Annotated in this window: 23 protein-coding genes; 15 read left to right on the top strand and 8 right to left on the bottom strand. The window is 57.6% G+C overall.

Annotated elements, in window-relative coordinates:
* Positions 1 to 30 precede the first annotated feature (30 nt).
* Entirely contained in the window at positions 31 to 321 is a 291-nt protein-coding gene (groES, locus tag VN114_RS00340; protein ID WP_325510838.1) for a co-chaperone GroES, read from the bottom strand.
* Positions 322 to 664: 343 nt separating this feature from the next.
* Here groES and VN114_RS00335 point away from each other — a divergent pair, with 343 nt between their 5' ends.
* Together VN114_RS00335 and VN114_RS00330 are read left to right on the top strand one after the other, a co-directional pair.
* Positions 665 to 2,143, top strand: a complete 1,479-nt coding sequence (locus tag VN114_RS00335; RefSeq protein WP_325510836.1) for a diguanylate cyclase — start codon at positions 665 to 667, stop codon at positions 2,141 to 2,143.
* Positions 2,144 to 2,254: 111 nt separating this feature from the next.
* Positions 2,255 to 3,052: a hypothetical protein gene (locus VN114_RS00330; RefSeq protein ID WP_325510834.1), complete on the top strand. Its 798-nt coding sequence runs from the start codon at positions 2,255 to 2,257 to the stop codon at positions 3,050 to 3,052.
* A gap of 73 nt (positions 3,053 to 3,125) precedes the next feature.
* On the opposite strand, the gene VN114_RS00325 is transcribed toward VN114_RS00330, so the two are convergent.
* The 3 genes from VN114_RS00325 to VN114_RS00315 all read right to left on the bottom strand — a co-directional run bounded on the left by VN114_RS00325 (position 3,126) and on the right by VN114_RS00315 (position 8,240).
* Positions 3,126 to 6,128 carry an FAD-binding and (Fe-S)-binding domain-containing protein gene (locus tag VN114_RS00325; RefSeq protein WP_325510832.1) on the bottom strand — a complete coding sequence of 1,001 codons (3,003 nt, stop codon included), beginning with the start codon at positions 6,126 to 6,128 and terminating at the stop codon, positions 3,126 to 3,128.
* 95 nt (positions 6,129 to 6,223) lie between these two features.
* A complete protein-coding gene (locus VN114_RS00320; RefSeq protein WP_325510830.1) occupies positions 6,224 to 6,988 on the bottom strand; it encodes a 2-keto-4-pentenoate hydratase in 765 nt (254 codons plus the stop codon).
* Positions 6,989 to 7,022: 34 nt separating this feature from the next.
* Positions 7,023 to 8,240: a pyridoxal-phosphate-dependent aminotransferase family protein gene (locus VN114_RS00315; RefSeq protein WP_325510828.1), complete on the bottom strand. Its 1,218-nt coding sequence runs from the start codon at positions 8,238 to 8,240 to the stop codon at positions 7,023 to 7,025.
* Between the two features lie 268 nt (positions 8,241 to 8,508).
* Here VN114_RS00315 and VN114_RS00310 point away from each other — a divergent pair, with 268 nt between their 5' ends.
* Positions 8,509 to 9,237, top strand: a complete 729-nt coding sequence (locus tag VN114_RS00310; RefSeq protein WP_325510826.1) for a GntR family transcriptional regulator — start codon at positions 8,509 to 8,511, stop codon at positions 9,235 to 9,237.
* A gap of 62 nt (positions 9,238 to 9,299) precedes the next feature.
* Here the strand turns inward: VN114_RS00310 and VN114_RS00305 are convergent, their stop codons facing one another.
* The 3 genes from VN114_RS00305 to VN114_RS00295 form a co-directional block, all read right to left on the bottom strand.
* Positions 9,300 to 10,820, bottom strand: coding sequence for a tripartite tricarboxylate transporter permease (locus VN114_RS00305; RefSeq protein ID WP_325510824.1), 1,521 nt, complete (start codon positions 10,818 to 10,820; stop codon positions 9,300 to 9,302).
* A 10-nt stretch (positions 10,821 to 10,830) separates the two neighbouring features.
* The gene (locus tag VN114_RS00300) at positions 10,831 to 11,355 is read right to left on the bottom strand and encodes a tripartite tricarboxylate transporter TctB family protein (protein ID WP_325510823.1); all 525 of its coding nucleotides are present in this window, start codon (positions 11,353 to 11,355) and stop codon (positions 10,831 to 10,833) included.
* Between the two features lie 63 nt (positions 11,356 to 11,418).
* Positions 11,419 to 12,423 carry a tripartite tricarboxylate transporter substrate binding protein gene (locus tag VN114_RS00295; RefSeq protein WP_325510821.1) on the bottom strand — a complete coding sequence of 335 codons (1,005 nt, stop codon included), beginning with the start codon at positions 12,421 to 12,423 and terminating at the stop codon, positions 11,419 to 11,421.
* A gap of 318 nt (positions 12,424 to 12,741) precedes the next feature.
* Here VN114_RS00295 and VN114_RS00290 point away from each other — a divergent pair, with 318 nt between their 5' ends.
* From VN114_RS00290 to VN114_RS00270, 5 genes are all read left to right on the top strand, one after another.
* Positions 12,742 to 13,896 carry a DSD1 family PLP-dependent enzyme gene (locus tag VN114_RS00290; RefSeq protein WP_325510853.1) on the top strand — a complete coding sequence of 385 codons (1,155 nt, stop codon included), beginning with the start codon at positions 12,742 to 12,744 and terminating at the stop codon, positions 13,894 to 13,896.
* 67 nt (positions 13,897 to 13,963) lie between these two features.
* Positions 13,964 to 14,770 carry an enoyl-CoA hydratase/isomerase family protein gene (locus VN114_RS00285; RefSeq protein ID WP_325510819.1) on the top strand — a complete coding sequence of 269 codons (807 nt, stop codon included), beginning with the start codon at positions 13,964 to 13,966 and terminating at the stop codon, positions 14,768 to 14,770.
* 72 nt (positions 14,771 to 14,842) lie between these two features.
* A complete protein-coding gene (locus tag VN114_RS00280) occupies positions 14,843 to 16,045 on the top strand; it encodes a CaiB/BaiF CoA-transferase family protein (RefSeq protein WP_325510817.1) in 1,203 nt (400 codons plus the stop codon).
* A 169-nt stretch (positions 16,046 to 16,214) separates the two neighbouring features.
* Positions 16,215 to 17,441 carry a cardiolipin synthase ClsB gene (gene clsB, locus VN114_RS00275; RefSeq protein WP_325510815.1) on the top strand — a complete coding sequence of 409 codons (1,227 nt, stop codon included), beginning with the start codon at positions 16,215 to 16,217 and terminating at the stop codon, positions 17,439 to 17,441.
* Positions 17,438 to 18,439, top strand: coding sequence for a lysylphosphatidylglycerol synthase domain-containing protein (locus tag VN114_RS00270; protein WP_325510813.1), 1,002 nt, complete (start codon positions 17,438 to 17,440; stop codon positions 18,437 to 18,439). Before clsB ends, VN114_RS00270 begins: the two co-directional genes overlap by 4 nt.
* A 112-nt stretch (positions 18,440 to 18,551) precedes the next feature.
* Here VN114_RS00270 and VN114_RS00265 read toward each other — a convergent pair whose 3' ends face one another.
* Positions 18,552 to 19,895, bottom strand: coding sequence for an MFS transporter (locus VN114_RS00265; RefSeq protein ID WP_325510811.1), 1,344 nt, complete (start codon positions 19,893 to 19,895; stop codon positions 18,552 to 18,554).
* Positions 19,896 to 20,044: 149 nt separating this feature from the next.
* Here VN114_RS00265 and cyoA point away from each other — a divergent pair, with 149 nt between their 5' ends.
* From cyoA to VN114_RS00230, 7 genes are read left to right on the top strand one after another with little or no spacing between them, the layout of a single operon-like run.
* Positions 20,045 to 21,073 (top strand): ubiquinol oxidase subunit II, encoded by a 1,029-nt coding sequence (cyoA, locus tag VN114_RS00260; RefSeq protein WP_325510809.1) that lies wholly within the window; start codon positions 20,045 to 20,047, stop codon positions 21,071 to 21,073.
* Entirely contained in the window at positions 21,063 to 23,060 is a 1,998-nt protein-coding gene (gene cyoB, locus VN114_RS00255; RefSeq protein ID WP_325510807.1) for a cytochrome o ubiquinol oxidase subunit I, read from the top strand. The genes cyoA and cyoB overlap by 11 nt, the downstream gene beginning before the upstream one ends.
* A complete protein-coding gene (gene cyoC, locus VN114_RS00250; protein ID WP_325510805.1) occupies positions 23,053 to 23,688 on the top strand; it encodes a cytochrome o ubiquinol oxidase subunit III in 636 nt (211 codons plus the stop codon). The genes cyoB and cyoC overlap by 8 nt, the downstream gene beginning before the upstream one ends.
* A complete protein-coding gene (gene cyoD / locus VN114_RS00245; RefSeq protein WP_325510803.1) occupies positions 23,685 to 24,125 on the top strand; it encodes a cytochrome o ubiquinol oxidase subunit IV in 441 nt (146 codons plus the stop codon). Before cyoC ends, cyoD begins: the two co-directional genes overlap by 4 nt.
* Positions 24,122 to 24,955 carry an SURF1 family protein gene (locus VN114_RS00240; RefSeq protein WP_325510801.1) on the top strand — a complete coding sequence of 278 codons (834 nt, stop codon included), beginning with the start codon at positions 24,122 to 24,124 and terminating at the stop codon, positions 24,953 to 24,955. Before cyoD ends, VN114_RS00240 begins: the two co-directional genes overlap by 4 nt.
* On the top strand, positions 24,924 to 26,264 hold the full coding sequence (locus VN114_RS00235) for an ATP-binding protein (protein ID WP_325510799.1): 1,341 nt from the start codon (positions 24,924 to 24,926) through the stop codon (positions 26,262 to 26,264). The genes VN114_RS00240 and VN114_RS00235 overlap by 32 nt, the downstream gene beginning before the upstream one ends.
* Positions 26,254 to 26,790, top strand: coding sequence for a response regulator transcription factor (locus tag VN114_RS00230; protein ID WP_325510797.1), 537 nt, complete (start codon positions 26,254 to 26,256; stop codon positions 26,788 to 26,790). The genes VN114_RS00235 and VN114_RS00230 overlap by 11 nt, the downstream gene beginning before the upstream one ends.
* Positions 26,791 to 26,795: the final 5 nt, after the last annotated feature.

Below are 26,795 nucleotides of genomic sequence, written 5' to 3'. Positions count from 1 at the left end.
ATTCGCTGTGCGAAGAAATCGCGGTGCGAATTACTTTTGGACGATTGCCATGATGTCTTCTTCGCGCATCACGAGAACTTCGTTGCCGTCGACCTTGACGGTTTGGCCGGCATATTTGCCGAACAGGACGCGATCGCCGACCTTGACGTCGAGCGGACGTACTTTGCCGTCTTCGAGGATTTTGCCGTTGCCGACTGCCAGGACTTCGCCTTGATCCGGTTTTTCTGCTGCTGCTTCAGGGATGATGAGGCCGGACGCAGTTTTGGTTTCCTGGTCGAGGCGCTTGACGATGACGCGATCGTGCAAAGGACGAAGGTTCATACAAACTCCTTAGTTATCAGTAGGTTAGAATTGTTTCTGCGGCATGACTGCTGCAAGACGCGCTTTACGGTGCATTCATGCCGCACTGGAAAAGTGGATCGGGGCAAAGGCTTTGTTAGCACTCTACCCCGGCGAGTGCTAAGTATATGGATGGTTGTCTGATAATTCAAGTGACGTCGTAAAGTCATGTTGTTATGGCAATGGTTTGATTTTCATCATTTGTCATTTGCGGCCGGAGTGCTGCTCACTAATGTTAGATTTGTGTGAACTCCGTTCCCCCGTTAATTGATCCATCCGATACCGAATGACAAAAAATCGACAGAGGTCACTGAAAAAAAGCCTGATGGCTTTGCTGGTCTTGATCACTGCAGCCTTGATTGCTGCCGTTACCTGGAATATCCGGCACCAATACGAGTTGAGGAAGCAGGAAACGACCATATCGGTCACCAACATGAGCAAGGCGGTCGCCCAGCATGCCGAAGACACCATCAACAATGCGGACAGCGTGATCGCCGGTATTGTCGAAATGGTCGAATCGCGCAGAGGAAAAATCGATCTGGACCGGATGTATCGCTATCTGTCTCTCAACCAGTCTGAGCATCCTGAGCTGCACGGCTTGTTCATTTATGACCGTGAAGGGCGCTGGGTGGTGAATTCCCGTAGCCGCGTGCCGGCCAGCCTGAACAACGCCGACAGGGAATATTTTCAGTTCCATCGCACGTTCGCGGACCGGGGCCCGCATGTCGGCCCGCCGATCATGAGCCGTTCCACCGGCGAAAGAATCATTACCGTTTCCCGCCGCATGAACGATGCCGACGGCAACTTTGCCGGCGTCGTGCTGGCCACGATTTCGGTGCTGTATTTCAAGGATTTCTATGAAACATTCGATATCGGAGACGAAGGCGCAATTTTCCTTGCGACCGATGCCGGCGAATTACTGACAAGACGCCCGTTCGATCAGGGAAAAGGATGGACTGACATCAGAAACGGGCCGGTCTTCCAGGAATACCTGTCCAACGGTCCCGCAGGCAGTGCGATGCTGACGTCGCGCATGGACAATGTCACACGGTTGTATGCCTATCGTCATCTTCCCGCCTATCCCGTGCTGGTGGCGGTCGGTCTGTCCAAAACAGAGATATTTGCATCCTGGCGGGCCGAGTCCATCCGCAGCGCCGCTTTCGCGCTGATTGCGATTTTATTGTTGTGGATGGTCGGCATACGTTTGTTGATGCAAATGAAGCTGCATGAAGAAAACAGTCAGGCGCTCAGGGAGGCAAAAGAAAAGCTGGAGCAGAAGAATGAAGAGCTTGCCTCTATTGCGCTGCAGGATGGATTGACAAGCCTTGCAAACAGGCGAAGGTTTGACACGGTCTTGCATACAGAATTCAGCCGCGCGATCCGGAATGGCAAATCCATTGCGTTGCTGATGGTCGACGTGGATTACTTCAAGAAATTCAACGATTCCTATGGGCATCTGGAGGGCGACGAATGTTTGCGCAAGGTCGCGGCTGCACTTGCCAAAGGCGCGGCGAGGCCTGGCGATTTTGTCGCGCGTTATGGCGGCGAAGAGTTCGCGATGATTTTGCCAACGACCGAGGCTGAGGGAGCGGTGGTTGTCGCCGACAGGTTACGCATCGCCATTGAATCGTTGGGCATTCCTCATGGCGGTTCCGCCCATGGCGTCGTGACCATCAGTGTCGGCGTCGGCATTCTCGCGCCGCAGCAGGGGCAGTCGTCAGACAGGCTGGTTAAACGTGCCGATGAAGCGCTTTACATGGCGAAGGGAAAAGGGCGCAATGCTGTCCACGTGTTACAGGGCTGATGTTCAGACCTGATATTCAGACCTGATTCGTCCTTATTTCCCGGTGCGTCCCTAACTTTGTTCACATTGGTTCTATGTGTACACTGCCGCGTTACTTTTTTTGTTTAGATCATGACCATTACCATTAACGAAGAATTGCGTGCCTATATCGATCCACTTACCAGCGATGAATACGCGGCTCTGGAGCGCAGCCTGCTTGCCGAAGGTTGCCGTGATTCGCTGGTGCTATGGAACGATTTGCTGATTGACGGGCACAATCGTTACGGTATCTGCCAGAAGCATGGCATCGCGTTCAATACCGTGCAGAACGAAACGTTCAAATCGATGGAGGATGTCCATTTGTGGATGATCGATAATCACCTGGGACGACGTAGCGTATCGGATTTTCAGCGTGGCGTACTGGCGTTGCGCAAGAAGGAAATTCTGGCCGCGCGTCTGGCGCAGGCGAAGGAATCTTCCGCCGAGTCGCCGGAAAATGCGGCAGCACAATCTTCTGAAGAACTGCCTCTGAAGCGAGAGGTCATCGCCCGCGCGGCACGCGTGAGCAGTGCGACCCTTGGTCAGATCGAAAAAATCCGGAAAACCGCAACGCCGGAACTGGTCAGTGCGGTGAAGGCAGGGGCCGTATCGATCAATGCAGCGGCAGTCATCTCGTCGTTGCCGGAAGAACAGCAAAAAGCCGCGGTGGCTGGCGGCAAGAAGGAGTTGCGTCAGGTTGCGCGCCAGGTGCGCGAGGCGAAATTGCCACCCAAACCGACCTTGCCGCCACCGCCAGACGATGCGAGTCCCGAACAACTCACGATTCATCGACTGAATCTGCGGATCATCGAGCTCACCGAGGAGCGGGACCAACTGAAAAAAAAGGTCCAGCATCTGACCATTGCGCTGGCAGAGTCACGCGGCTCCTGAACCGAGACGCATATCGCCGTGATGCCGGCACATTCCGGCCTGGCGCCATGACGGTAGAGGCTGCGTGTGCGTTCTACTTTACGCTTAATGCATCGGCCAGCACACGCGCGACATGCAACGGTTTCTGTTGCGTGCCATCGGTGATCTGGTGGCGGCAGCTGGTGCCGTCGGCGACGAAGACGGTGCCTGCCTCGGCCTTGCGGATGGCCGGGAACAGCGACAGTTCACCCATCGCCTGTGACGCTTCATAGTGTTCCGCTTCATATCCGAAACTGCCGGCCATGCCGCAGCACGAGGATTCGATGAGCGAAACTTCCAGTTGTGGAATCCATTTCAATACGGCCTGTACCGGACGCACGGCGTCGAACGCTTTTTGATGACAGTGCCCGTGCAGCATCGCCTTCTGCGCCGTCAACGGTTGCAGGTCGAGCTTCAGTCGCCCGGCTGCATGTTCGCGCACCAGGAATTCCTCGAATAGGAAAGCATTGTCGGCCAGCTTGCGCGCTTCGTTGCCATAACCGTAGTTCAGGAATTCATCGCGCAGCGACAGCAGGCAGGACGGTTCCAGTCCGACAATTGCCACCCCACGTTCAACATACGGAATCAGCGCGTCCAGTGTCCGGCGTGCTTCCTGTTTCGCCTGTTCGACCATGCCGGCTGACAGATAGGTGCGGCCGCAGCACAACGGGCGCTCACCCTTGCGGGTATTGAAGCGCACGGTATAACCGGCCGCTTCCAGCACGGCTTGGGCGGCGGCGGCATTTTCCGGTTCCATGTAATTGTTGAACGTATCGACGAACAACAGCACTTCCTTGCCGTTTGAATTTTCTTGCGCATCTTGTTCATGTGCGGCGAGGAACGATCGCTTGAAGCGGGGGAAGGCACGCTGCGGTGCCAGCCCCAGACATTTCTTCAACAGGCCCGAAATGCCGGGCAGTTTGTCGCCAAGCGCGATCAGACCGCCAATGCGGCTCGCGTAAGGGGCATAGCGCGGCATGAAGGCGACCATCCTGTCGCGCAGCGTGTGGCCGTGTCGATCGGCCCACGCAGCGCGCGCCTCGATCTTGAAGCGTGCCATGTCGACGCCGGTCGGACAATCGCGCTTGCAACCCTTGCAGGAGACGCACAGGTCGAGTGTTTCCTTCACGTCGGCACTGGCCAGACCTTCCTCGCCGAGTTGCCCGGAGACCGCCAGTCGCAATGTGTTGGCGCGCCCGCGCGTGACGTGCCGCTCGTCCTTCGTGATGCGATAGCTCGGACACATTGTGTCGGCGTCGAATTTCCGGCAGTGGCCGTTGTTGTTGCACATCTCGACTGCCTTCGCCAGGCCGCCGCTCAGATCCTCGCCGCTACCGGTTACGCTTTCGACGCCGGTGACCGGATCGCGTTTGACGTTCCATGCTGACCAGTCCATCTTCGTATCGATCGGCAATTCGCGATAGCCGGGCGCGAAGCGGAAGTTACCCTTGTCGTCCATCTTCGGTGGACGCACGATCTTGTCGGGATTGAAGCGGTTGTCGGGATCGAACAGATCCTTGATCTCGCCGAAGGCGCGATTGAGGCGCGGACCGTATTGCCACGCCACCCATTCGCCGCGGCACAGGCCGTCGCCGTGTTCGCCGGAGTAGGCACCCTTGTATTCGCGCACCAGCGCAGCGGCTTCTTCGGCGATGCCGCGCATGCTGGCGGCACCGTCGCGCCGCATGTCGAGAATCGGACGCACGTGCAACGTGCCGACGCTGGCATGGGCGTACCACGTACCTTTGGTTTTGTATTTGCTGAAGACTTCGGTGAGGCGGCTTGTGTATTCGGCCAGATGTTCCAGTGGCACGGCACAATCCTCGATGAAGGAAACCGGCTTGCCGTCGCCTTTCATGCTCATCATGATATTGAGGCCGGCCTTGCGGACATCCCACAACGCCTTTTGTTCGCCTGCATCCGTCATGCCGGTAATCAGCCCCGGCAGGCCGAGATCGTTCATCAGATCGTCGAGTGCGGCGAGTCGCTCGGTGAGTTGTGCCTTGTCGTCGCCGGAAAATTCCACCAGCAGCATCGCCTGCGGATCGCCGATCAATGCTTTCTCGATCACCGGGCGGAAGGCCGGATTGTTCAGCGACAGATCGATCATCGTGCGGTCGACCAGTTCGACAGCGGTCGGCGCCAGCTTGACGATGTGCTGCGACGAATCCATCGCACGATAGAAGGTCGGGAAGTTGATGACGCCGAGCACTTTGTGTTTCGGCAGCGGAGACAGCTTCAGTTTCAGTTGGCGGCTGTAGGCAAGCGTACCTTCGGAGCCGACCAGAATGTGGGCGAGATTGGCCTTGCCGTCATCGGTGTAGGACAGCGGGTTCTGGCAGTCGAACAGGTCGATGTTGTAGCCGGCCACGCGACGCAGAACCTTCGGTACCCGTTCCACGATTTCATCATGCTCGCGCTGCGCAATGCGCTGCAGGTTCTTGACGATAGATTGCAGGCGCGTGGTTTGCGCCATGTCGTCGATCGATTCGAAACGTCCTTGCGTGCCGTCCGCCAGCACGGCATCGATTGCCAGCACGTTGTGCACCATGTTGCCGTACTCGATCGAGCGCGAACCGCAGGAATTGTTCGCCGCCATGCCGCCGATCGTGCACTGCGCACCGGTCGAGACATCGACCGGAAACCATAATCCGTATGGTTTCAACCACGCGTTCAGATGGTCAAGCACCAGGCCCGGTTCGACCGTAACCGTGCGATTCTGCTGATCGAAATCGATGACGTTGTTCAGCCACTTGCTGCTGTCGATGACGAGTGCTTCGCCCACGGTTTGCCCGCACTGGCTGGTGCCGCCGCCTCGCGCCAACACCGGTGCGTTTTCCGAACGGGCGATATCCAGACACAACAACAGATCGGCTTGATCGCGCGGCACCACGACGCCGATCGGCATGATCTGATAGATCGACGCATCGGTTGCATAACGGCCGCGATCGGCCTTGCCGAACAGGACGTCGCCGCGCAGTTCCGCAGCGAGACGACGCGCGAGCGGGCTGGCGTCAGGACGTTTGCCGGGTGTGAAGTGTATGGGTTTGACGGGCATGTTGCGGTAATCCTTTTATGAAACCGGCGAATTCACGTGCATGCAAAAAAATGAAAATGGTCGCGAGGCAATCGTGGCGGTCGTACGTTCCTCATTCACACCAGCATCAGGCGTACGGGCGGCAGCTGGCCGAGACGACCTGTGACGGTTTCCGCATGATCGGGAAAATGCATGCCGACGTACGAACCGGTCGTGACAGGATGGCCGGCAGTCAGCGCAATGCCCTGCCTGCTGCAGTGATTGACGATCCATGGCAGCAGGCGACGCGGATCGCCTGCCGGATTGGCGCCGGCACCGGAAAAGACGGTGCGCGCGTCGACGTGCAATTCCGCCGGTTGCGAGAGAAAGGAAAAGGTTGGATCGTAATCAACCATTTCGCCAACGATCAGCGCACCGTGGTTCTGCATGTCGGCCAACTGGATCAGCTTGTCGGTATCCGGCCAGCCAGCTACGCGGCTGCAGACGATTTCGATCGCAGCACCCATTTGCAACAGGCTTGCCATGACGTCTTCATCGCTGTAATTTTCTGCGCGCGGTTCGAATGTGCGGGAGAAGGTGAAGGCGACTTCCAGCTCGAGGCCGAGCACGGCGTAGTCGCCGCGCGACAGATAGGCCGGTTCCGGTACCACGCAATCGGATGGCAGAGCCGAACCTTGTACATGACCGTTCGGCGATTTCGATCCGACCTTCCAGCCCGCAACCGTTTGTCCGCATGCGCGCAATACTTCATGCTGAATGGCATAAGCGGCTGCGGTATTCGGCGGTGCAAGATCCGCCGGGATCGGCACTGGCCGACCCGAGCGATGCGATTGCGCCAGCAGCGCGCTCAATGCGCTATCGGGTGAAGGTTTCGCAAGCATGCGATTCGCCTTGGGCGTGAGGGTTTGTCGCGAATCAGGCAGCGATTTTCAGCGGCGGGACTTTCTGGTGTGCCAGATAATCCATCGCGGCCGCAACGCCGCTGGCGGCGACCGGCACGCCGGCGAGTTTCAGCCCCATTTCGCAACCGGCGAGCGTCGCCATCAACGTCAGGTCGTTTGCCTCGCCGAGATGACCGATGCGGAACATGCGGCCCTTCATCTTGCCGAGACCGGTGCCGAGCGACATGTCGAAGCGTTCGTAGATGGTCTTGCGCACCGCGTCCGCATCGATGCCTTCCGGCGTCATTACACCGGTCAGCACAGGCGAATAGACGGCCGGATCGGCGCATTGCACTTCCAGTCCCCACGCGTTTACGGCGAGACGGCAGGCGGCTGCGAGACGGTTATGGCGCGCGAAAACATTGTCGAGGCCTTCGCCGAGAATCATGTCGAGTGCTTCATGCAGGCCGTACAGCAGGTTGGTGTTCGGCGTGTACGGCCAGTAGCCTGACTTGTTCATCTCGATGATGTCGGTCCAGTCCCAGAACGCACGCGGCAGTTTTGCACTCTTGCCTGCAGCGATCGCTTTTTTCGACGGCACGTTGAAGCTGATGCCGGGCGGCAGCATCAGGCCTTTTTGCGAACCCGAAACGGTGACGTCCACGCCCCATTCATCATGACGATAATCGGCGGCGGCAAGTCCGGAAATGGTATCGACCATCAGCAGCGCAGGGTGGCCGGCGGCATCGATCGCCTTGCGCACGGCAGCGATGTTGGAGGTGACGCCGGTCGAGGTTTCGTTATGCACGACGCAGACAGCCTTGATCGCATGGTTCTTGTCTTCCCGCAGACGCGCTTCGATCATGTCCGCCTGTACACCGCGACGCCAGCCTTCAATGCCTGGCAGGCCGATGAATTCCGGCTTGAGTCCAAGCGCTTCAGCCATTTTTTTCCACAGCGTGGCGAAGTGGCCGGTTTCATACATCAGCACGTGATCGCCAGGACTCAACGTATTGGTCAATGCAGCTTCCCACGCGCCGGTACCGGACGCCGGATAGATGACGACCGGTTGCGTGGTCTTGAAAATCTTTTGAATGCCGGACAGGACCTTCAAGCCAAGTGCGCCGAATTCCGGTCCGCGGTGGTCGATGGTCGGATAGCTCATTGCACGCAAGATGCGATCAGGTACTGGGCTTGGTCCCGGGATCTGCAGGAAGTGGCGACCGGCGGGATGGAAATCGAGCTTCAACATTTCATTCTCCTGAAGGGAAACTGCGTACAATTGAATATTGCATACAAAATACTTTAACAAATGGATTTTGATTAGTAAAGGGTTCTCGCGGGTTTATTTGTGTTGCAAGGTCCCTCAGGCAAGGTTTGAAACTGCGGCAAACATCTTGTTTTCTTGAAGGAATGCGGCATATGTGGCGCTAAAAGGCCGTATCGCCAACGCCACAGACGAACTGGGTTGTGCCAAGGTAATTGGATTAAAATATGTCAAATCAAAAACCGGACTTAGCATGCAAAATACATTGACCAGTGGCGAAACGAACAATAACGGACCGGCGTTCCCGCGCGTGGAGCGTCAGCGCCTGCACGACACCGTTGTCGAACATTTGCAAAATCTGATCATTGAAGGCGTGCTGGCACCCGGCATGAAGCTCAACGAGCGCGAAGTATGCGAACGTCTCGGCATCTCGCGCACGCCGTTGCGGGAGGCGATGAAGGTGCTGGCATCGGAAGGCCTGATCGATATCGAACCGAATCGCGGTGCCTTCGTCTCGAAAATGAGCGATACGGAAATCTGGGAAGCGTTCGAGATGATGAGCGGGCTGGAAGCCTTGTCCGGAGAACTGGCGGCCGAACGCATTTCGCCGGCGGAGATTGCCGAAATCAAGGCACTGCACGACGCGATGATCGTCTGCCGTGCACAGAACGATCTGCCGGGTTACTACAGCCGCAACCAGACGATTCACAACAAGATCAATGAAGCGGCACGTAATTCCGTGCTGCGCCAAATCTATCTGTCGATCAACCGGCGTTTGCTGGCGTTGCGTTTCAAATCCAATTTCAAGGAATCGAAATGGGATCGCGCGATTCATGAGCATGACGAAATGATCCAGGCGCTGGAAGCGCGCGACGGCAAGCGCCTGGCGGCGATCCTGCGCCAGCATTTGCTGGACAAGCGCGATTCAGTAATGGCGGATGTACGCGAAGCAGCAGAGCGCGCTGCAGCAGCCAGGAAATAATTTTCACAGTCGTCAAATAAAAAAAGCCCGGATCGCTCCGGGCTTTTTTGCATTGAATCTCGTCAGGCGTTGGCGTGCGCCTTATTGTGCGCACGCTGGCGCAGCATGGCGATCGCGCCGCTGATGATCGGCCACAGGAGGGCGATCATGCCCAGTGTCATGATCGTGCCGACCAGTCCGTTGCTCCAGAAAATGCCCATCGCGCCTCTGGAACCGACCATCGTCTGACGGAATGCATCTTCCGCGCGATCGCCAAGCACCAGCGCAAGCACCAGCGGTGCCAGCGGATAGTTCAGTTTCTTGAAGATGTAGCCGATCACGCCGAAGATCGCCATCAGCCAGATGTCGAACTGCGCGTTGTGCACCGTGTAGGCGCCGATTGCGCAGACCACCATGATGGACGGCGCGATGATCGAAAACGGAATGCGCAGGATTGCGGCGAACAGCGGCACGGTGCTGAGCACGACGAGCAGGCCGGCGATGTTACCGAGATACATGCTTGCGATCAGGCCCCAGACGAAATCCTTCTGCTCGACAAACAGCATCGGTCCAGGCTGCAGGCCCCAGATCATCAGGCCACCGAGCAGTACGGCCGCGGTCGCCGAACCTGGAATGCCGAGCGCCAGCATCGGCAGCAGGGCGCTGGTGCCGGCAGCATGCGCGGCCGTTTCCGGTGCAAGCACGCCTTCGATATTGCCCTTGCCGAATGAGTCGGGATCGCGCGAGAAGCGCTTCGCCATGCCGTAGCCCATGAACGATGCCGCGGTTGCGCCACCCGGTGTGATGCCGAGCCAGCAACCGATGATCGACGAACGCAGCAGGGTCAGCCAGTAGCGCGGCAGCATCGCCCAGGTTTTCAGCACGACCTTCAGATCGATCGCGGCCTTCTTGCCCTTGAACGCCAGGCCCTCTTCCATCGTCAGCAGAATTTCGCTGATACCGAACAACCCGATCACGGCGACGAGGAAATCGAAACCGCGCAGCAGTTCAGGGAAGTTGTAGGTCATGCGCAACTGGCCGGACACCGTATCCATGCCGACTGCGGCAAGCATGAAGCCGATGCACATCGAGATGATGATCTTGGACTTCGGTTCCTTGCCCATGCCGATGAAGCTGCAGAAAGTCAGGAAGTAGACCGCAAAGAATTCCGGCGGACCGAAACGCAAGGCGAACTTCGCAACCAGCGGGGCGAGAAAGGTAATGATGACGACACCGAACAATGCGCCGAAGCACGAACCGGTGAAGGCACTCGTCAGCGCCTGACCGGCCTTGCCCTGTTGCGCCAGCGGGTAGCCATCGAAGGTGGTGGCCACCGACCATGCCTCGCCGGGGATGTTGAACAGCACCGACGTGATCGCGCCGCCGAACAATGCGCCCCAGTAGATGCAGGAGAGCAGGATGATGGCCGAGGTCGGATGCATCGAAAACGTCAGCGGCAGCAGGATGGCGACGCCGTTTGGTCCGCCAAGTCCCGGCAGCACGCCGACGACGATGCCGAGCAGGATGCCGACGAACATCAGGCCGATATTCTGAAAGCTGAGGACGTGGCCGAAGCCGTTCATGAGCGAGTTGAGTTCTTCCATGTGGTTCTCCTCAATAGCCCAGCCAGCTTTCCAGCGGACCTTTTGGCAACGGCACGCGGAACTGAAGTTCGAAAATGTAGAAGAAGGCGAGCATCGTCAGTGAACTGACGGCGATCGATTTCCACCACGTGAATTTGCCAAGGAAAAACATGAAGGTGCCGATGAAGATCGCGGACGATACGTAGATGCCCAGCCATTTGATTGCAAAAACATAGACGATCAGCGGCAGCAGGATCACGGCAACGAGCTTGGCCTGCTCGACTTCCAGGAACGGTGTGCGATCGTTGTCGCGGAAGGCGTGAAAAAGGACGAAGCAGCAGGCGATCATGACGATGCCGCCCAGGCGCATCGGAAAATAGCCCGGCTCGGGGCCGTAGGAACTCCAGCCGGCGCCCAACTGGTAATTGCTCCACATGGTCGTCGCCGATGCCAATGCGAGTGCGATGGCCACGATGATTTCCATGGAGCGGACGGTGATGACTGCAGGAGATGAAGAGGAAGCGTGTTCTTCCGCGGATTGTTCAGGATGATTCATGTTCGCGTTCCTGGTGTACGAAGCGACGCGTCCGCAGACGCGCCGCATCCGGGTGAAAAGAAATTACTTCGTGGCGAGGAAGCCAGCGTCTTGCATGATGGTGCGATGCAGCTTTTCATCCTTGGTCAGGAAATCCGTCAATGCGCTGCCGGTGATGAACGCCGGCGTCAGTGCATTGCGTTCCAGGTAGGCTTTCCATTCCGGCGTATCGGTGACCTTCTTCAGCAGGTCGACGTAAAACTGCGCCTGATCCGGTTTCACGCCGCCCGGCAGCAGGAAGATACGGATCATTTCATAGCTGACGTCGAGACCTTTTTCCTTGCAGGTCGGGATGTCGGCCCAGGATTGCGTTGCCGTCACCTTGGTCGTGTAGGTGATGCGTTTTTCCGCGAACACGCACAGGGCAGTGTGTTCGCCCGCACGCCATTGCGAGACGGATTCCGAAGGGTTGTTCACGTTGGAATCGATGTGGCCTCCGGACAATTGCGTCGCTGCCTCGCCGCCGCCTTTATAGGGAATGTAGAGGAACTTGGCACCGGTCTTCTTCTCGATCATCGTGGTGATCATGTGATCTTCACGCTTGGAGCTGGTGCCGCCCATCTTGAAGGTTTCAGGTTTTTTCTTGACGGCATCGATGTAGTCGGTTGGCGTCTTGTAGCCCGCCTGCGTATTCGTCCACAGCACGAAGGCGTCCATGCCGACCACGGCGATCGGCGTCAGGTCGCGCCAGTTGAACGGCAGGTTGGTGGTCAGCGGTGTTGTATACAGCGATGACGAGGTCACGATGATCTTGTTGGCATCGCCCGGCGACGCTTTCATGTCGAGCAGGCCTTCGGCTCCGCTGGCACCGGCCTTGTTCGTCACGATGATCGGTTGCTTCATCAGATTGTGTTTGGCGATGATGCCCTGGATCGAGCGTGCCATCTGGTCGGAGGCTCCGCCGGCGCTGAACGGCACAACCAGTTCGACCGGTTTGGTCGGCTCCCAGGCTGCTGCGCTTAATGCCCAGCACATCGTTGTCAGGAAGAGGCCGACCTTGATCGGCTGGCGGATAAGATTTTTCTGCATGATGCTTGTCTCCTTTTGTGTGGGCAAATCCTTTGACCACCGGCGGCATCGGCATGCGTGGCTCCCGGCCTGCATCCCGCGTCGGCGTCGGACGGGCGAAATGGCATCTGGCGTGCCGTTGCTCCGCATATCCGCATTCATGAAAAACATTTTCGTTACCGCTATTCCAAATAAAGCATTTAGAATATTGAATACAATATACACTTTGAAAAAAATGTCAATCGTCGAAGCGGAAAGTCATCTTCGGTACCCGATCAACGATCGGATGGCGGTTTTCTTTTGTCCGAAACGGGATCGCGGCATTGTTCTTACCTCTTGATGGAGTCGTTCATGGCGGAATATTCAGGCATCCAGGTCCCACCCGCGACGCGCATCGGCGATTCGTTGCGGCAGGTCGGGACGCCGTCCCTGATGCTGGATCTGAATGCTTTTGAATTCAATATAGAGCAAACGGCAAAACTGGCCCGATCGCATGATGTGGCGTTGCGACCGCATGCAAAAGCGCATAAATGCTCTGCCATTGCGGCTGCACAGATTGCGGCCGGTGCGGTCGGTATCTGCTGCCAGAAGCCCAGTGAGGCTTACCCCTTCGTTCGGCAGGGAATACGCGACATTCATATTAGTAATGAATTCGTCGGTGCCGACAAAGTCGCAATGGCGATTGAGCTGGCGCGCCATGTCAGATTAAGTGTCTGTGTGGATCATATCGCGCAGATCGACGCATTGGGTATGGCAGCGACGCAGGCCGGCGTGGCAATCACGGTCTTGCCGGAAGTCGATATCGGTCAGGGCCGTTGCGGCGTATCGACCAGCGACGAGCTTGTTACGTTGACCGACCGGCTGGCGCGTTACGGCGGTTTGCGTTTTGGTGGCGTGCAGGCCTATCACGGCGGCATTCAGCATGTGGCGACATGGGAAGAGCGGCATGCCGCGGCGGGACGTTCGGCGGAACTGGCGGCACGGCATGTGCAGTTTCTGGAGGCGCGCGGCATCGCCTGCCCGGTCGTGACCGGCGGTGGAACCGGTACGGTTGAATTCGATGTGAGGAGCGGCGTGTTTACCGAACTGCAACCGGGCTCGTACATATTCATGGACGCTGCTTACGGTTCGAACGAGTGGGCCGGCAGCTTCGTTCCGAGGCACAGCCTGTTCATCGCCACCACGATCATGAGCACGGCGAAAAAGGGCATGGCGGTGTGCGATGTCGGACTCAAGGGCGTGGCGGTGGATTCGGGTTTGCCGATCGTGAGGCCGGACAGCGGCGCTGACGATTTGACCTACACCGCTGCCAACGACGAGCACGGCATTCTGAACATTGCTGGCGACGATCGGTGCGATCGCCTCGGCGACAGGGTGCTGCTGATTCCCGGACATTGCGATCCGACGGCCAATCTGTATCGGCAGTACATCGGCTTCCGTGGCGAAACCGTGGAAGCGGTCTGGGAGATCGATGCCAGTGGATTGAGCCGGTAAGCGTGACCGGCCGAACGGTTCGATTCGTAAAGCAAACAGCAGTGGTCTTAATGCAAAGAGGGGCACCATGATTGAGCAGCAAGTACAGAAGAGAGCGGCAGAAGCAGGGCGTGTGCATCTTTCGATCGACGACGGCATTGCATCCGTCGTGTTCGACCGGCCGCAGGCGCGCAACGCGATGACCTGGGCGATGTACACGGAACTGGGCGCGATTTGCGAAAGCCTGCGCAGCGACCGCACGGTGCGCGTCGTCACGTTTCGCGGAGCGGGCGGCGAAGCATTCGTGGCCGGCACCGACATCGAACAGTTCCGCAGTTTCAGTACCGGCGAAGACGGCGTCGCGTACGAGCGCGTTGTCGATGAACGCATCGGACAGATCGAAGCGTTGCCGATGCCGACCGTTGCGATCGTCGAAGGCTGGGCAATCGGCGGCGGTCTGGCGATTGCGACGGCCTGCGATTTCCGCATTGCCACACCGAACGCGCGTTTCGGCCTGCCGATCGCACGCACGCTGGGTAATTGTCTGTCGATGGCGAATATCGCACGCGTGACAGCGGCATTCGGTATCGGTCGCGCCAAGCGCATGTTGCTCCTGGCTGAAACGCTGCAGGCAGATGAGCTGCATGCAGCAGGTTACGTGACCGAAGTCGTTGCAGCCGATGCGATCGATGCTGCCGCGTCGACAATCTGCGCGAAGCTGGCTGCCAACGCGCCGGTGACGATGCAGGTGTCGAAAGAGGCGATACGTCGTGTCACACAGGCAGGACTGCCCGACGGCAGCGATCTGATTCGTCTGTGCTACGGCAGTCGCGACTTCAAGATCGGCGTCGAAGCCTTCCTGGAAAAACAGCGGCCGAATTGGAGCGGTGAGTAGACAGGTTGGACAGGTTTGGCAGGTGCGCGCTCAGCGCAGACAAGCGGCAAACAATCGAACGGAGAACAAGACATGAGCGGACCCTTGCAAGGCATGCGCGTCATCGAGCTGGCGCATATCATGTCCGGCCCCATCTGCGGCATGATGCTGGCCGACATGGGCGCCGATGTGATCAAGGTGGAGAAGACGCCGGATGGCGACGATTCGCGTCGCTTCGCCCCATTGCTGGAATGTGGCGAGTCGGCATCCTTCATGATCGTCAATCGCAACAAGCGCGGCATCGGCCTCAATCTGAAAACCGAAGGCGGGCGCGACGTGTTGCGTCGATTGCTGAAGGACGCCGATGTCGTCATCGAAAACTATCGCGCCGGCACGATGGAAAAATTCGGTCTTGGTTACGACGCGTTGAAGGAAATGAATCCCGGCTTGATCTACTGTTCGATTTCAGGCTTCGGCCGCACCGGCCCGTATGCAGACAAGGGCGGCTTCGATCTGATTGCACAGGGCATGAGCGGGATGATGAGCATGACCGGCGAAGAGGGGCGTGCGCCGGTCAAGGCCGGCTCGCCGGTGGCTGATATCAACGCCGGCATCCTCGCAGCGCTCGGCATTGCGGCCGCGTATGCGAACAAGCTGCGCACCGGCCACGGACAGATTGTCGATACCTCGTTGTTCGAGGCGGGACTGCAGCAGATGTACTGGCCCGCCGCCAATTATTTTGCCGACGGCACCATTCTGCCGAAGATGGGTTCGGCCAATTCCACCAGCGCGCCTTATCAGGTGTTTCCGACCAGCGATGGCTGGATCAATATCGGTGCGGCAAACCAGAGCAATTACGAACGGTTGCTGGATGTATTGCAGATGCCGTCGCTGGCCGCCGATCCGCGTTTTCTCGACAATGCAGGACGCATGGCCAATCGTGAAGCGCTGGTGCAACTGCTGACCAAAAAACTGGTGACGCGCACCACGGATGCATGGATGCAGGAGTTCGACGCCGTCGGATTGCCCGCCGGACCGGTATTGGGAATTGCGGAAGCGTTGTCGCATGAGCAGACGGTTGCGCGCGGGATGACGGTGCAGACCGAGCATCCTGTCGCCGGCAAGGTTAACGGCATCGGATTGCCGATCCGTTTTTCCGGCGGCAGCGGCTTGTCGCACCGCCCACCGCCAATGCTGGGCGAACACACGCATGAAGTGCTGGTGGACCTCGGTTATGCACAAGCGGAAATCGATGCACTGCAACAGGCGGGCGCAATTCTTGCGCGCGACGCCTGAAGGAGTGAAATTCAGTACGGCAACAATATGATTGTATAAGTGCTCAATCCGGGAGCTCAGCCATCCCGGTGCCGGTCATTGTTACTCAGCGCACATACATTTCATCGGCCTGCCATTAGATTCAACACGATGATTCCGGATAATTCCGGAAAAACATCAGGAGACCGGATTGAAGCAGCGATGGATCAGCGGCAACAGCATTGAACTGCTGGAAAACGGCGAGGAATTTTTCCCGCGCGTGTTCGAGGCGATTGCCGCTGCGCGCAACGAAGTCCTGCTGGAAACGTTCATCCTGTTCGACGACAAGGTCGGTCGCGGTTTGCATGCAGCACTGGTGAAAGCCGCGCAACGTGGCGTGCAGGTGGACATGACGATCGACGGCTGGGGTTCGCCGGATTTGTCCGAGGAATTTCTTTCTACCTTGATCGCCGCCGGTGTGCGCGTCCATGTGTTCGATCCGGCGCCGGGCATTTTTCATCGCTTGCGTCTGTTCCGCCGTTTGCATCGCAAGTTGATTGTCATCGATGGAGAAGTGGCGTTTGTCGGCGGCATCAATTTTTCCGCCGATCATCTGGCCGACTTCGGACCCGAAGCCAAGCAGGATTATTCAGTTGAAGTCCATGGGCCGATCGTCGAGCACATGCATAACTTTGCACTGGCAGCGGTCCGGAAGACAAAAGAGCGGCGCCGCTGGTTTCGTCGCCAGGCGGCGGCACCGGTATCGTCTGCGACGGCGGGCGACGCGCTCGCCGCTTTCGTCTGGCGCGATAACGATCGCAACACCACGGACATCGAACGGCATTATCGAATGGCGATTCGTCTGGCACGCCAGCGGGTGACGATTGCGAACGCGTATTTCTTTCCCGGTTATGCCTTCCTCAAGGACCTGCGCAAGGCGTCGCGGCGGGGTGTACAGGTGTCGCTGATCCTGCAAGGCAATCCAGACATGCCGATCGTGCAAACCGCGGCCAGCATGCTTTACCACTATCTGTTGAGTGCGGGTGTGCAAATCTATGAGTACTGTGATCGGCCTTTGCACGGCAAGGTCGCGATCGTCGATGACGAATGGGCGACGGTCGGTTCCAGCAATCTCGATCCGCTGAGTCTGTCGTTGAATCTGGAAGCGAACCTGATGATTCGCGATCGCGGATTCAACGCGCATCTGGCGGAAAAACTGCAGCGTCTGATGGATGAGAGCTGCAAGAAAATAGATATTCATGATCTGAAAGAATCGAGCTGGTGGCGCCTGATGCGCAGCTTTGTGCTGTTTCATTTTCTGCGGCGTTACCCGGCATGGATCGGCTGGCTTCCGGCACACCAGCAGCGCGTCACGCCCGCACAGGAGATGCTCCCGAATATCGATTTGGAAAAGATGGATGGGGAAGCATGCCGATGAGCGGCGCGTCCAACTCCATCGATCGCGTCAAAGCCGTCATTCGGCCGCGCAAGGGAAAGGGTCTGACAGCACAGCCGTGGTGGCCGTGGCTGGTACGCGTGGCGAAGACCGCTTTTTTTGTGCTGGTTGCCTACCTGCTTGTAACGCAGGCACGTGCAATTCAATGGGGCGACGTGTTCGACGCCGTGCGCAAACGACCGTTGCAGAGTTTGTGGCTGGCCGCCATTCCGGCAGCCGCCAGTTACGCCTTGTACAGCAGTTTCGATCTGCTTGGCCGTCATCTGACGCGGCATGCGTTGCGATGGCGTGAGGTGGCCGGCATCACTTTTATCAGTTATGCGTTCAATCTCAATCTGGGTTCATTGATCGGCGCGGCGGTCATGCGCTATCGGCTGTATTCGCGGCACGGGCTGAATGCGGATGCGATTGCGCGCATCATCGGCACCAGCATCTTTACCAACTGGCTTGGTTATCTGGCGGTGGCCGGCTTCATCTTTTTGTGGAGTCCGTTGCAAATGCCTCCGCAATGGAAGATCGACAGTCTCGGCCTGCATGTGCTGGGCGGGATATTGCTTGCGACCGTCGTGGCTTATCTGGTGATGTGCATCTTTTTCAGCGAGCGGCGCCTGGTAGTCCGCGGACATGTACTGACGATACAAAGATTGCGTTTCGCGCTGCTGCAGCTTCTGATGTCCTGCGCGAACTGGCTGCTCATTGCGAGTGTAATTTATCTGCTGCTTGAGCGCGAAATCGCATTCACCGATGTCTTGTGCGTATTCCTGATTACCGTCGTTGCCAGTCTGATCGTGCACGTGCCTGCGGGCCTGGGTGTGATCGAGGCCGTCTTTGTCGCGCTGCTTTCGCATCGCATGCCGTCCAGCGAATTGCTGGCCGCCTTGTTGATGTACCGCGCCATTTATTATCTGATTCCGCTGGCGTTGGCCGTGCTGGGTTATGCGGTGATCGAGCTGAAGGCAGGCGTGGCAAAAGGCAAGTGACCGATTCGATCGATCAAGTAACGTAGAAACATTAAAAGAAAAGGGCGTTGCAGTTATTGCTGCAACGCCCTTACTTATTGGAAGTTTCTACTGTTGTTACTACTGTTATCTATTAGTTGCGAATTTCCAGTGCCCGGTTCAGGCTCAGTGCCGCCAGTGAGCCGACCGCGCCCGACAGCAGGTAGAGGCTGACGTAGCCTAGACCGAAGTGTGCCGACAGTCCCAGTGCGACCAGCGGCGCAAAACCGGCACCGACCAGCCATGCTAGATCGGAGGTGAGCGCCGCGCCGGTATAGCGGAAGCGAGCCGGGAAGTTGGCGGACACTGCGCCCGCAGCCTGACCGTAGGACAGGCCCAGCAACGCGAAGCCGACCAGGATGAAAATGTTCTGACCCAGATCGCCACCGTCCATCAAGGTCGGCACGAAGCCGCTGAATACCGCAATCGCTGCGGCCAGCGTGCCGAGCGTGGTGCGGCGACCGAAGCGGTCGGCAATCAGTCCGGACAGGACGATACCGGCCATTGCCAGTCCTGCTCCCATCATCTGAATGACGAGAAAGTGGCTCAGCGACCGCGTCGAATACAGGTTGATCCACGACAGCGGGAATACCGTTACCACATGGAACAACGCATAACTGGCTAGCGCGGCGAGCGCACCGATGATCAGGTTGCGGCCTTGCGATTTTGTCATCTCCACAACGTTGGTCGGCTGCAGTTCGCGTTCATCCAGTAAATGGGTGTATTCTGGCGTCGAAATCAGGCGCAGACGGGCAAACAGTGCGACCACGTTGATGGCGAAAGCCACATAGAACGGATAACGCCAGCCCCAGTCGAGGAAATCTTCCTTCGACAGCGCCAGCAACAGATACGAAAACAGGCCGGCCGCAATGATGAACCCGGTCGGGGCGCCAAGCTGGCCGAGCATCGCGTACCAGCCGCGCTTGTTTTTAGGGGCGTTCAGCGCCAGCAACGAAGGAAGCCCGTCCCACGATCCGCCAAGTGCGAGGCCCTGACCGATACGCAGCACCGACAACATGACGATGGCCGCCACACCCATATGGGAATAGGACGGCAGGAAGGCAATGCCGGCGGTGGAGCCGCCCAGCAGGAACAATGCCAGGGTCAGCTTTGCTTCCCGGCTGAAACGTTCCTGGATTGTCATGAAGATAACGGTACCTATCGGTCGCGCAATGAACGCGAAGGCAAAGATGGTAAATGCGTACAGCGTGCCTTCCAGCTTGTCGGCAAACGGGAAGAAGACTGACGGAAACACCAGCACGGATGCGATGGCGTAGACGAAAAAGTCGAAATACTCGGAAGTGCGTCCGATAACGACGCCAATGGCGATTTCACCTGGGGCGATATGTGTGTCTCGGGCATTGATGTTCCGGAGACCGTCGCCGATTGAATGTGGTGCGTTATCGGCAGGATGTCCTGCATCATAGGTAGTAGCCATGGTATTCGCCTCCAATCTTTTTATGATCAACGCGTCGAATCCGTTGCTGCTCAACGGATTCGGCCGGGGTAGGACAAAACGTCCAATCGGCAAAACACGTCATTGACGTTACAGTAGCACGATCCTTCAACCTCTGTTAATGCGCCCGCATGATTTCTCTGATAACTCGTCGCGGATTGTTACTCTTGCCACTACTTGCATTGCTTGCAGGATGCGACACGGTGGTAATGAATCCATCCGGCGATATTGCCGCTCAGCAGGCAGACCTCATCGTGATTTCCACGTTGCTGATGCTGCTGATCATTGTTCCCGTCATCGCCCTGGTAGTCATCTTTGCATGGCGCTACAGGAAAAACAATACATCGGCTAAATATGAGCCGGACTGGGACCACTCCACCAAGCTTGAACTGGTGATCTGGGGCGCTCCGCTGCTGATCATCATCGTGCTCGGCCTGGTTACATGGGTCAGCACCCACAAGCTCGATCCATATCGTCCGCTTGATCGCATCGATGAAAACCGTCCGATTTCTTCTGCGGCAGAACCGCTGACGATCCAGGTCGTTGCACTTGACTGGAAGTGGCTGTTCATCTATCCGGAACAAGGCATTGCAACGGTGAACGAACTGGCAATGCCGGTCGACGTGCCGGTGCGCTTCAAGATCACGGCTTCTTCAGTCATGAACTCGTTCTACATTCCTGAACTGGCCGGCCAGATTTACGCGATGCCGGGCATGGAAACAACGTTGAACGCCGTCATCAACAAGGCAGTCGAATCCGAAGGTTTCTCGGCCAACTACAGCGGTGCAGGCTTCTCGCACATGCGCTTCAAGTATCACGGCATGGATGTCGCCGACTTCGATCGCTGGGTCAGTGAAACCAGGACGAACGGCGGTACCCTGGATCGCGCGATCTACACGGAGCTGGAAAAACCGAGCGAACGTGAACCGATAACCTATTACGGTACGGTTGCTTCCGACCTGTACAAGGCAATCGTGAATCGCTGCGTAGCGGAAGGTACCGTTTGCATGGACAAGATGATGTCCGACGACGCAAACCGTATCAAGATCGATGCCGAGGCACGCAATTTCCTCGATAACAAGGCCGCACCACGTATCGCTCAAATCGATGCGCAACTGTGCACGTCTTCCAATTCATTGAAGAACAACGATGCAAACTGATCTGACGAAGCTCATCTTCGGTCGCCTGAGCTGGGAGGCGATTCCACTCCATGAACCCATTCTGATCTTCACCTTCCTCGGTGTTGCGGTTGGCGGTGTTGCAGTTCTCGCGCTGCTTACCAAGTTCCGCCTTTGGGGCCCGCTGTGGCGCGACTGGATCACCAGCATCGACCACAAGAAAATCGGCATCATGTACATGATCCTCGGTCTTGTCATGCTGCTGCGCGGCTTTGCCGACGCGCTGATGATGCGTGCGCAGCAGGCGATCGCTTTCGGTGACAACGCCGGCTTCCTGCCGCCGCATCACTACGACCAGATCTTCACTGCGCACGGCGTGATCATGATTTTCTTCGTCGCGATGCCGCTGGTGACCGGTCTGATGAACTACGTGGTGCCGCTGCAGATCGGTGCGCGCGACGTGGCGTTCCCGTTCCTGAACAACTTCAGTTTCTGGATGACGACTTTCGGTGCAATGCTGGTGATGGTGTCGCTGTTCGTCGGTGAATTTGCAAAGACCGGCTGGCTGGCATATCCGCCGCTTTCCGGCATCCTGCACAGCCCGGACGTCGGCGTCGATTACTACATCTGGTCATTGCAGATTGCCGGTGTCGGTACCTTGCTGTCCGGCGTCAACCTGATCGTGACGATCGTCAAGATGCGTGCCCCTGGCATGGATCTGATGAAGATGCCGGTGTTCACCTGGACCTCGCTGTGCACCAACGTGCTGATCGTTGCTGCGTTCCCGGTTCTGACCGCCGTTCTCGCGATGCTGTCGCTGGATCGTGTGCTGGATACCAACTTCTTCACCAACGATCTCGGCGGTAACGCCATGATGTACGTGAACCTGATCTGGATCTGGGGTCACCCTGAGGTATACATCCTGATCCTGCCGTTGTTCGGTGTGTTCTCGGAAGTTGTGTCGACGTTCTCGGCCAAGCGCCTGTTCGGTTACACGTCGATGGTGTACGCAACCGTCGTCATCACGATCCTGTCGTACCTGGTCTGGTTGCATCACTTCTTCACGATGGGTTCGGGAGCGAGCGTCAACTCGTTCTTCGGCATTACGACGATGATCATCTCGATCCCGACCGGCGCGAAGATCTTCAACTGGCTGTTTACGATGTACCGCGGTCGTATCCGTTTCGAACTGCCGATGATGTGGACCATCGCGTTCATGATCACCTTCGTGATCGGCGGCATGACCGGCGTGCTGCTGGCGGTTCCACCAGCCGACTTCGTGCTGCACAACTCGCTGTTCCTGATTGCGCACTTCCATAACGTGATCATCGGCGGCGTGGTGTTCGGCGTGTTCGCCGCGATCAACTACTGGTTCCCGAAAGCCTTCGGCTTCAAGCTCGACGTGTTCTGGGGCAAGTGCTCGTTCTGGTGCTGGGTTGTTGGTTTCTATCTCGCCTTCATGCCGTTGTACGTACTCGGCCTGATGGGTGTGACGCGCCGCATGAGCCACTTCGACGATCCGTCGCTGCAGATCTGGTTCCAGATCGCTGCCGTCGGTGCGGTGCTGATCGCAGGCGGTATCGCCTCGATGATCATCCAGTTCGGTGTCAGCTTCCTGCGCCGCGACAAGTTGCGCGACGTGACCGGCGATCCGTGGGATGGCCGTACGCTGGAATGGTCGACGTCATCGCCGCCGCCTGATTACAACTTCGCGTTCACGCCGAAAGTGTATGAAGCCGATACCTGGGCCGACATGAAGAAGCAGGGTTACAAGCGTCCGAAAGAAGGCTTTACCGCGATCCACATGCCGAAGAACACGGCAGCCGGTTTCATCATCGCTGCAATGAGCGCGGGTGTCGGCTTTGCACTGATCTGGCAAATGTGGCTGGTGGCCGCTGCCGGTTTCCTCGTGATGCTGGCGTCAATCATCATCCATACCTTTAATTACAAACGCGATTACTACATCCCGGTCGAAGACGTCATTCGCACCGAAGATCTTCGCACTCGTATGCTGGAAAGCCATGTCTGAAATTACTGCACATTCCGCCGGCGCCATGAGCGCTGACCCGAGCGCACGTTTCTATGTGCACGAGCATCATCCGGAACAGGGAACCCTGCTGGGTTTCTGGTTGTACCTGATGAGCGATTGCCTGGTGTTTGCCTGCCTCTTCGCCGCCTACGCGGTGCTGGGACGCAATTATGCCGGCGGCCCGACCGGTGCCGAATTGTTCGACCTGTCGCTGGTGGCAATCAACACTGCCTTCCTGCTGCTGTCGTCGATCACGTACGGCTTCGCGATGCTCGAATCGCAACGCAACAACCTGAAGAGCACGATGGTCTGGCTGGTCATCACCGGTCTGTTCGGTCTGGCCTTCCTGGGACTGGAACTGTACGAATTCCATCACCTGATCCATGAAGGTGCCGGTCCGCAGCGCAGCGCGTTCCTGACCTCGTTCTTCGCACTGGTTGCGACGCACGGTCTGCACGTCACCTTCGGTATCGTCTGGCTCGTCACGTTGCTGTTCCAGTTGAAGCGTCACGGCCTGATTCAGGAAAACCATCGTCGCCTGATGTGCCTGTCGATGTTCTGGCACTTCCTGGACGTGATCTGGATCGGCGTCTTCACCTTTGTCTATCTGATGGGAGTCCTGCCATGAGCGCGCCTCACACTCACGCCGATCATGCACACGGCCATCACGGTCATGACGACCACGCCAATCATGGTTCGCTGAAAAGCTATGCAATCGGTTTCGTACTGTCCGTCATCCTGACCGCGATTCCATTCTGGCTGGTGATGGGCAAGGTCATCGACAAATCGAGCACGATGGCGATCGTCATTCTCGGTTTCGCTGCGGTGCAGGTGGTCGTCCACATGATCTACTTCCTCCACATGAACACGAAAGTGGAAGGCGGCTGGTCGATGCTGGCCATGGTCTTCACGATCGTCGTCGTGGTCATCATGCTGGCCGGTTCGATCTGGGTCATGTATCACCTGAACCACAACATGATGCCGGGCATGATGTCCGATCCGACGCATGAAATGCACATGCCGTCGGGCAGCAGCCCGTCACATCAGATGAGCGACATGCCGTGATAGGCCGGGAACGTGAGGGCGGTACGGTTTCAGCAGAAGCCGACCACTCGCGTTCCTCTGCTGTAAAAGTTGGCCTGGCTGTTGTCGCCCTGGTTTTTTTTGCCGGCTTCATTGCACTGGGAACCTGGCAGGTTTATCGCCTGCAATGGAAACTGGCGCTGATCGAACGTGTTGAACAACGCGTGCATGCCGCACCGGTGCCGGTTCCCGGCCCCGATCTCTGGCCGCAGGTGACTGCAGCATCCGATGAATACCGGCACGTTCGTCTGACGGGAACCCTTCTCCCCGAATTTTCCGCAAGAGTGCAGGCCGTAACCGATCTCGGTAGCGGTTACTGGCTGCTGACGCCGATGCGCATGCGCGATGGCAGTATCGTGTTGATCAACCGCGGCTTCATTCTGCCGACAACGGATATCTCCGCAGAAAATCCATCCTCAAGTTCGCCGGAAGTATCGATCACCGGCTTGCTGCGCATCAGCGAACCAGGCGGCGGCTTCCTGCGTCACAACGATCCAACTGCCGAGCGCTGGTATTCGCGCGACGTGCAAGCCATTGCCGCGGCACGCAAGCTGCAATCGGTCGCGCCTTATTTTGTCGACGCGGATGCGGGTAGTGAGGTTGTTGTACCGGGATCAACCGTGCGCCCGGTCGGCGGGCTGACGGTCATCGCGTTTCACAATAGCCATCTGGTTTATGCACTTACTTGGTATGCTCTAGCCTTGATGGTGGCAGGTGCCGCTTTTTGGGTAATGCGTGATGCAAGACGTCGCGCAAATGGGACAGACCGGAAAACCGAAGATGGCAGTCACAACCGACATTCCAGCGACTGAAGTGACAACACGGTGGAACGCCGCGCACGGTGAAACCGCGGCAGGCCACAAGAACATGCAGCAATTGATCCAGCTCCGCTGGATTGCCGTGATCGGTCAGATCACGACGATTGCTGTCGTCACAATGGTCTACGGCATCAATCTTCCAGTGCGTCACATGCTGGAAGTGCTGGTTTGCCTGATCGCTTTCAACATCGGCAGCCAGTTGCGCTGGCACGAACGCCGCGTCGTTACCAACAACGAAGTTTTCCTCGCATTGCTGATCGATGTTGCCAGCCTGACGATCCAGCTCTACCTTAGTGGCGGCACGACGAATCCCTTTGCATTCCTCTATCTGCTGCAGGTCATTCTCAGTGCGGTCTTGCTGGAGGCCTGGTCGACCTGGACCATCGTCGCCATTACGAGTCTCTGTCTCGCCGGCCTGTCGAAATTTTCCGATCCGCTGGTGTTGTCGCACGCTCAAAGCGACAGCTATTTCAGTCTTTACGTGCAGGGAACGCTGCTGTGTTTTGCGATCAATGCGGCCTTGGTGGTGTTCTTCGTCACGCGCATCAGCCGCAATCTGCGTACCGGTTATGCGCAACTGGCAAATCTTCAGCAACGCGCGACGGAAGAAGAGCATATCGTGCGCATGGGTTTGCTGGCGTCGGGCGCCGCACATGAACTGGGAACGCCGTTGTCGACGCTGTCGGTGATTCTCGGTGACTGGCGGCGCATGCCGGAATTTGCCAACAACGCCGAACTGCGCGAAGAGATCGGCGAGATGCAGACGCAGGTGCTGCGCTGCAAATCCATCGTCAGCGGGATTCTGCTGTCGGCCGGTGAGGCGCGCGGCGAATCGTCGGTGAAGACCACGATCAATACCTTCCTCAATGATCTGACGGAAGAATGGCGTGCCAGCAGGCCGGTGATTTCTTTCGACTACGACAATCGCATTGAACGCGACATGCCCGTCGTGTTCGACTCTGCATTGAAACAGATGATCTGCAACGTGCTCGACAACGCACTCGAAGCATCGCCGCAATGGCTGTCGATGGAGGCAGAATGCGAAGCCGATTCGCTGACGCTGACGGTCAGGGATGCTGGCCCGGGTTTTGCGCAGTCGATGCTGTCGCAATTCGGCAAGCCGTATCAATCGACGAAGGGACGCCCAGGTAGCGGACTCGGTCTGTTCCTGTCGCTCAATGTCGCGCGCACGCTTGGCGGCACTGTCACTGCAACGAATCGCGAAGAGGGCGGAGCATTGGTAAAAATCACGTTGCCGCTTGCAACGATTGCGATTGAAGAGGATGACGAACATGGAGAATGAACGCCTGTTGCTGATCATCGAGGATGATGCCGCTTTCGCTCGCACACTGGTTCGCTCTTTCGAGCGGCGCGAGTATCGCGTGCTGCATGCGGCAAGTCTGGATGAAGTCGCTACGCTACTTGAACAACATTCGCCCGGCTATGCGGTGGTCGATCTCAAACTGAACGGCAACACATCCGGCCTGGCCTGCGTGCAGATGCTGCATCAGCACAATCCCGACATGCTGATCGTCGTACTGACCGGTTTTGCCAGCATCAATACCGCGGTCGAAGCAATCAAGCTTGGCGCCTGCCAGTATCTGGCAAAGCCGTCGAATACCGATGACATCGAAGCCGCCTTCGGCCATGTGGCCGGCAATGCGGATGTCGAGGTGACCAACCGTTCAACGTCGATCAAGACGCTGGAATGGGAGCGCATTCACGCCGTGCTGGCGGAAACCGATTTCAATATTTCGGAAGCGGCACGTCGTCTCGGCATGCATCGCCGCACGCTGGCGCGCAAGCTGGAAAAACAGCGTATCAAGTAATCGGT

The sequence above is a fragment of the Oxalicibacterium sp. genome (genome assembly GCF_035565035.1).
In the GTDB taxonomy this organism is placed as follows: domain Bacteria; phylum Pseudomonadota; class Gammaproteobacteria; order Burkholderiales; family Burkholderiaceae_D; genus Oxalicibacterium.
Note: the sequence above shows the minus strand (reverse complement) of the source record. Positions and strands in the feature narration are given on the sequence as shown.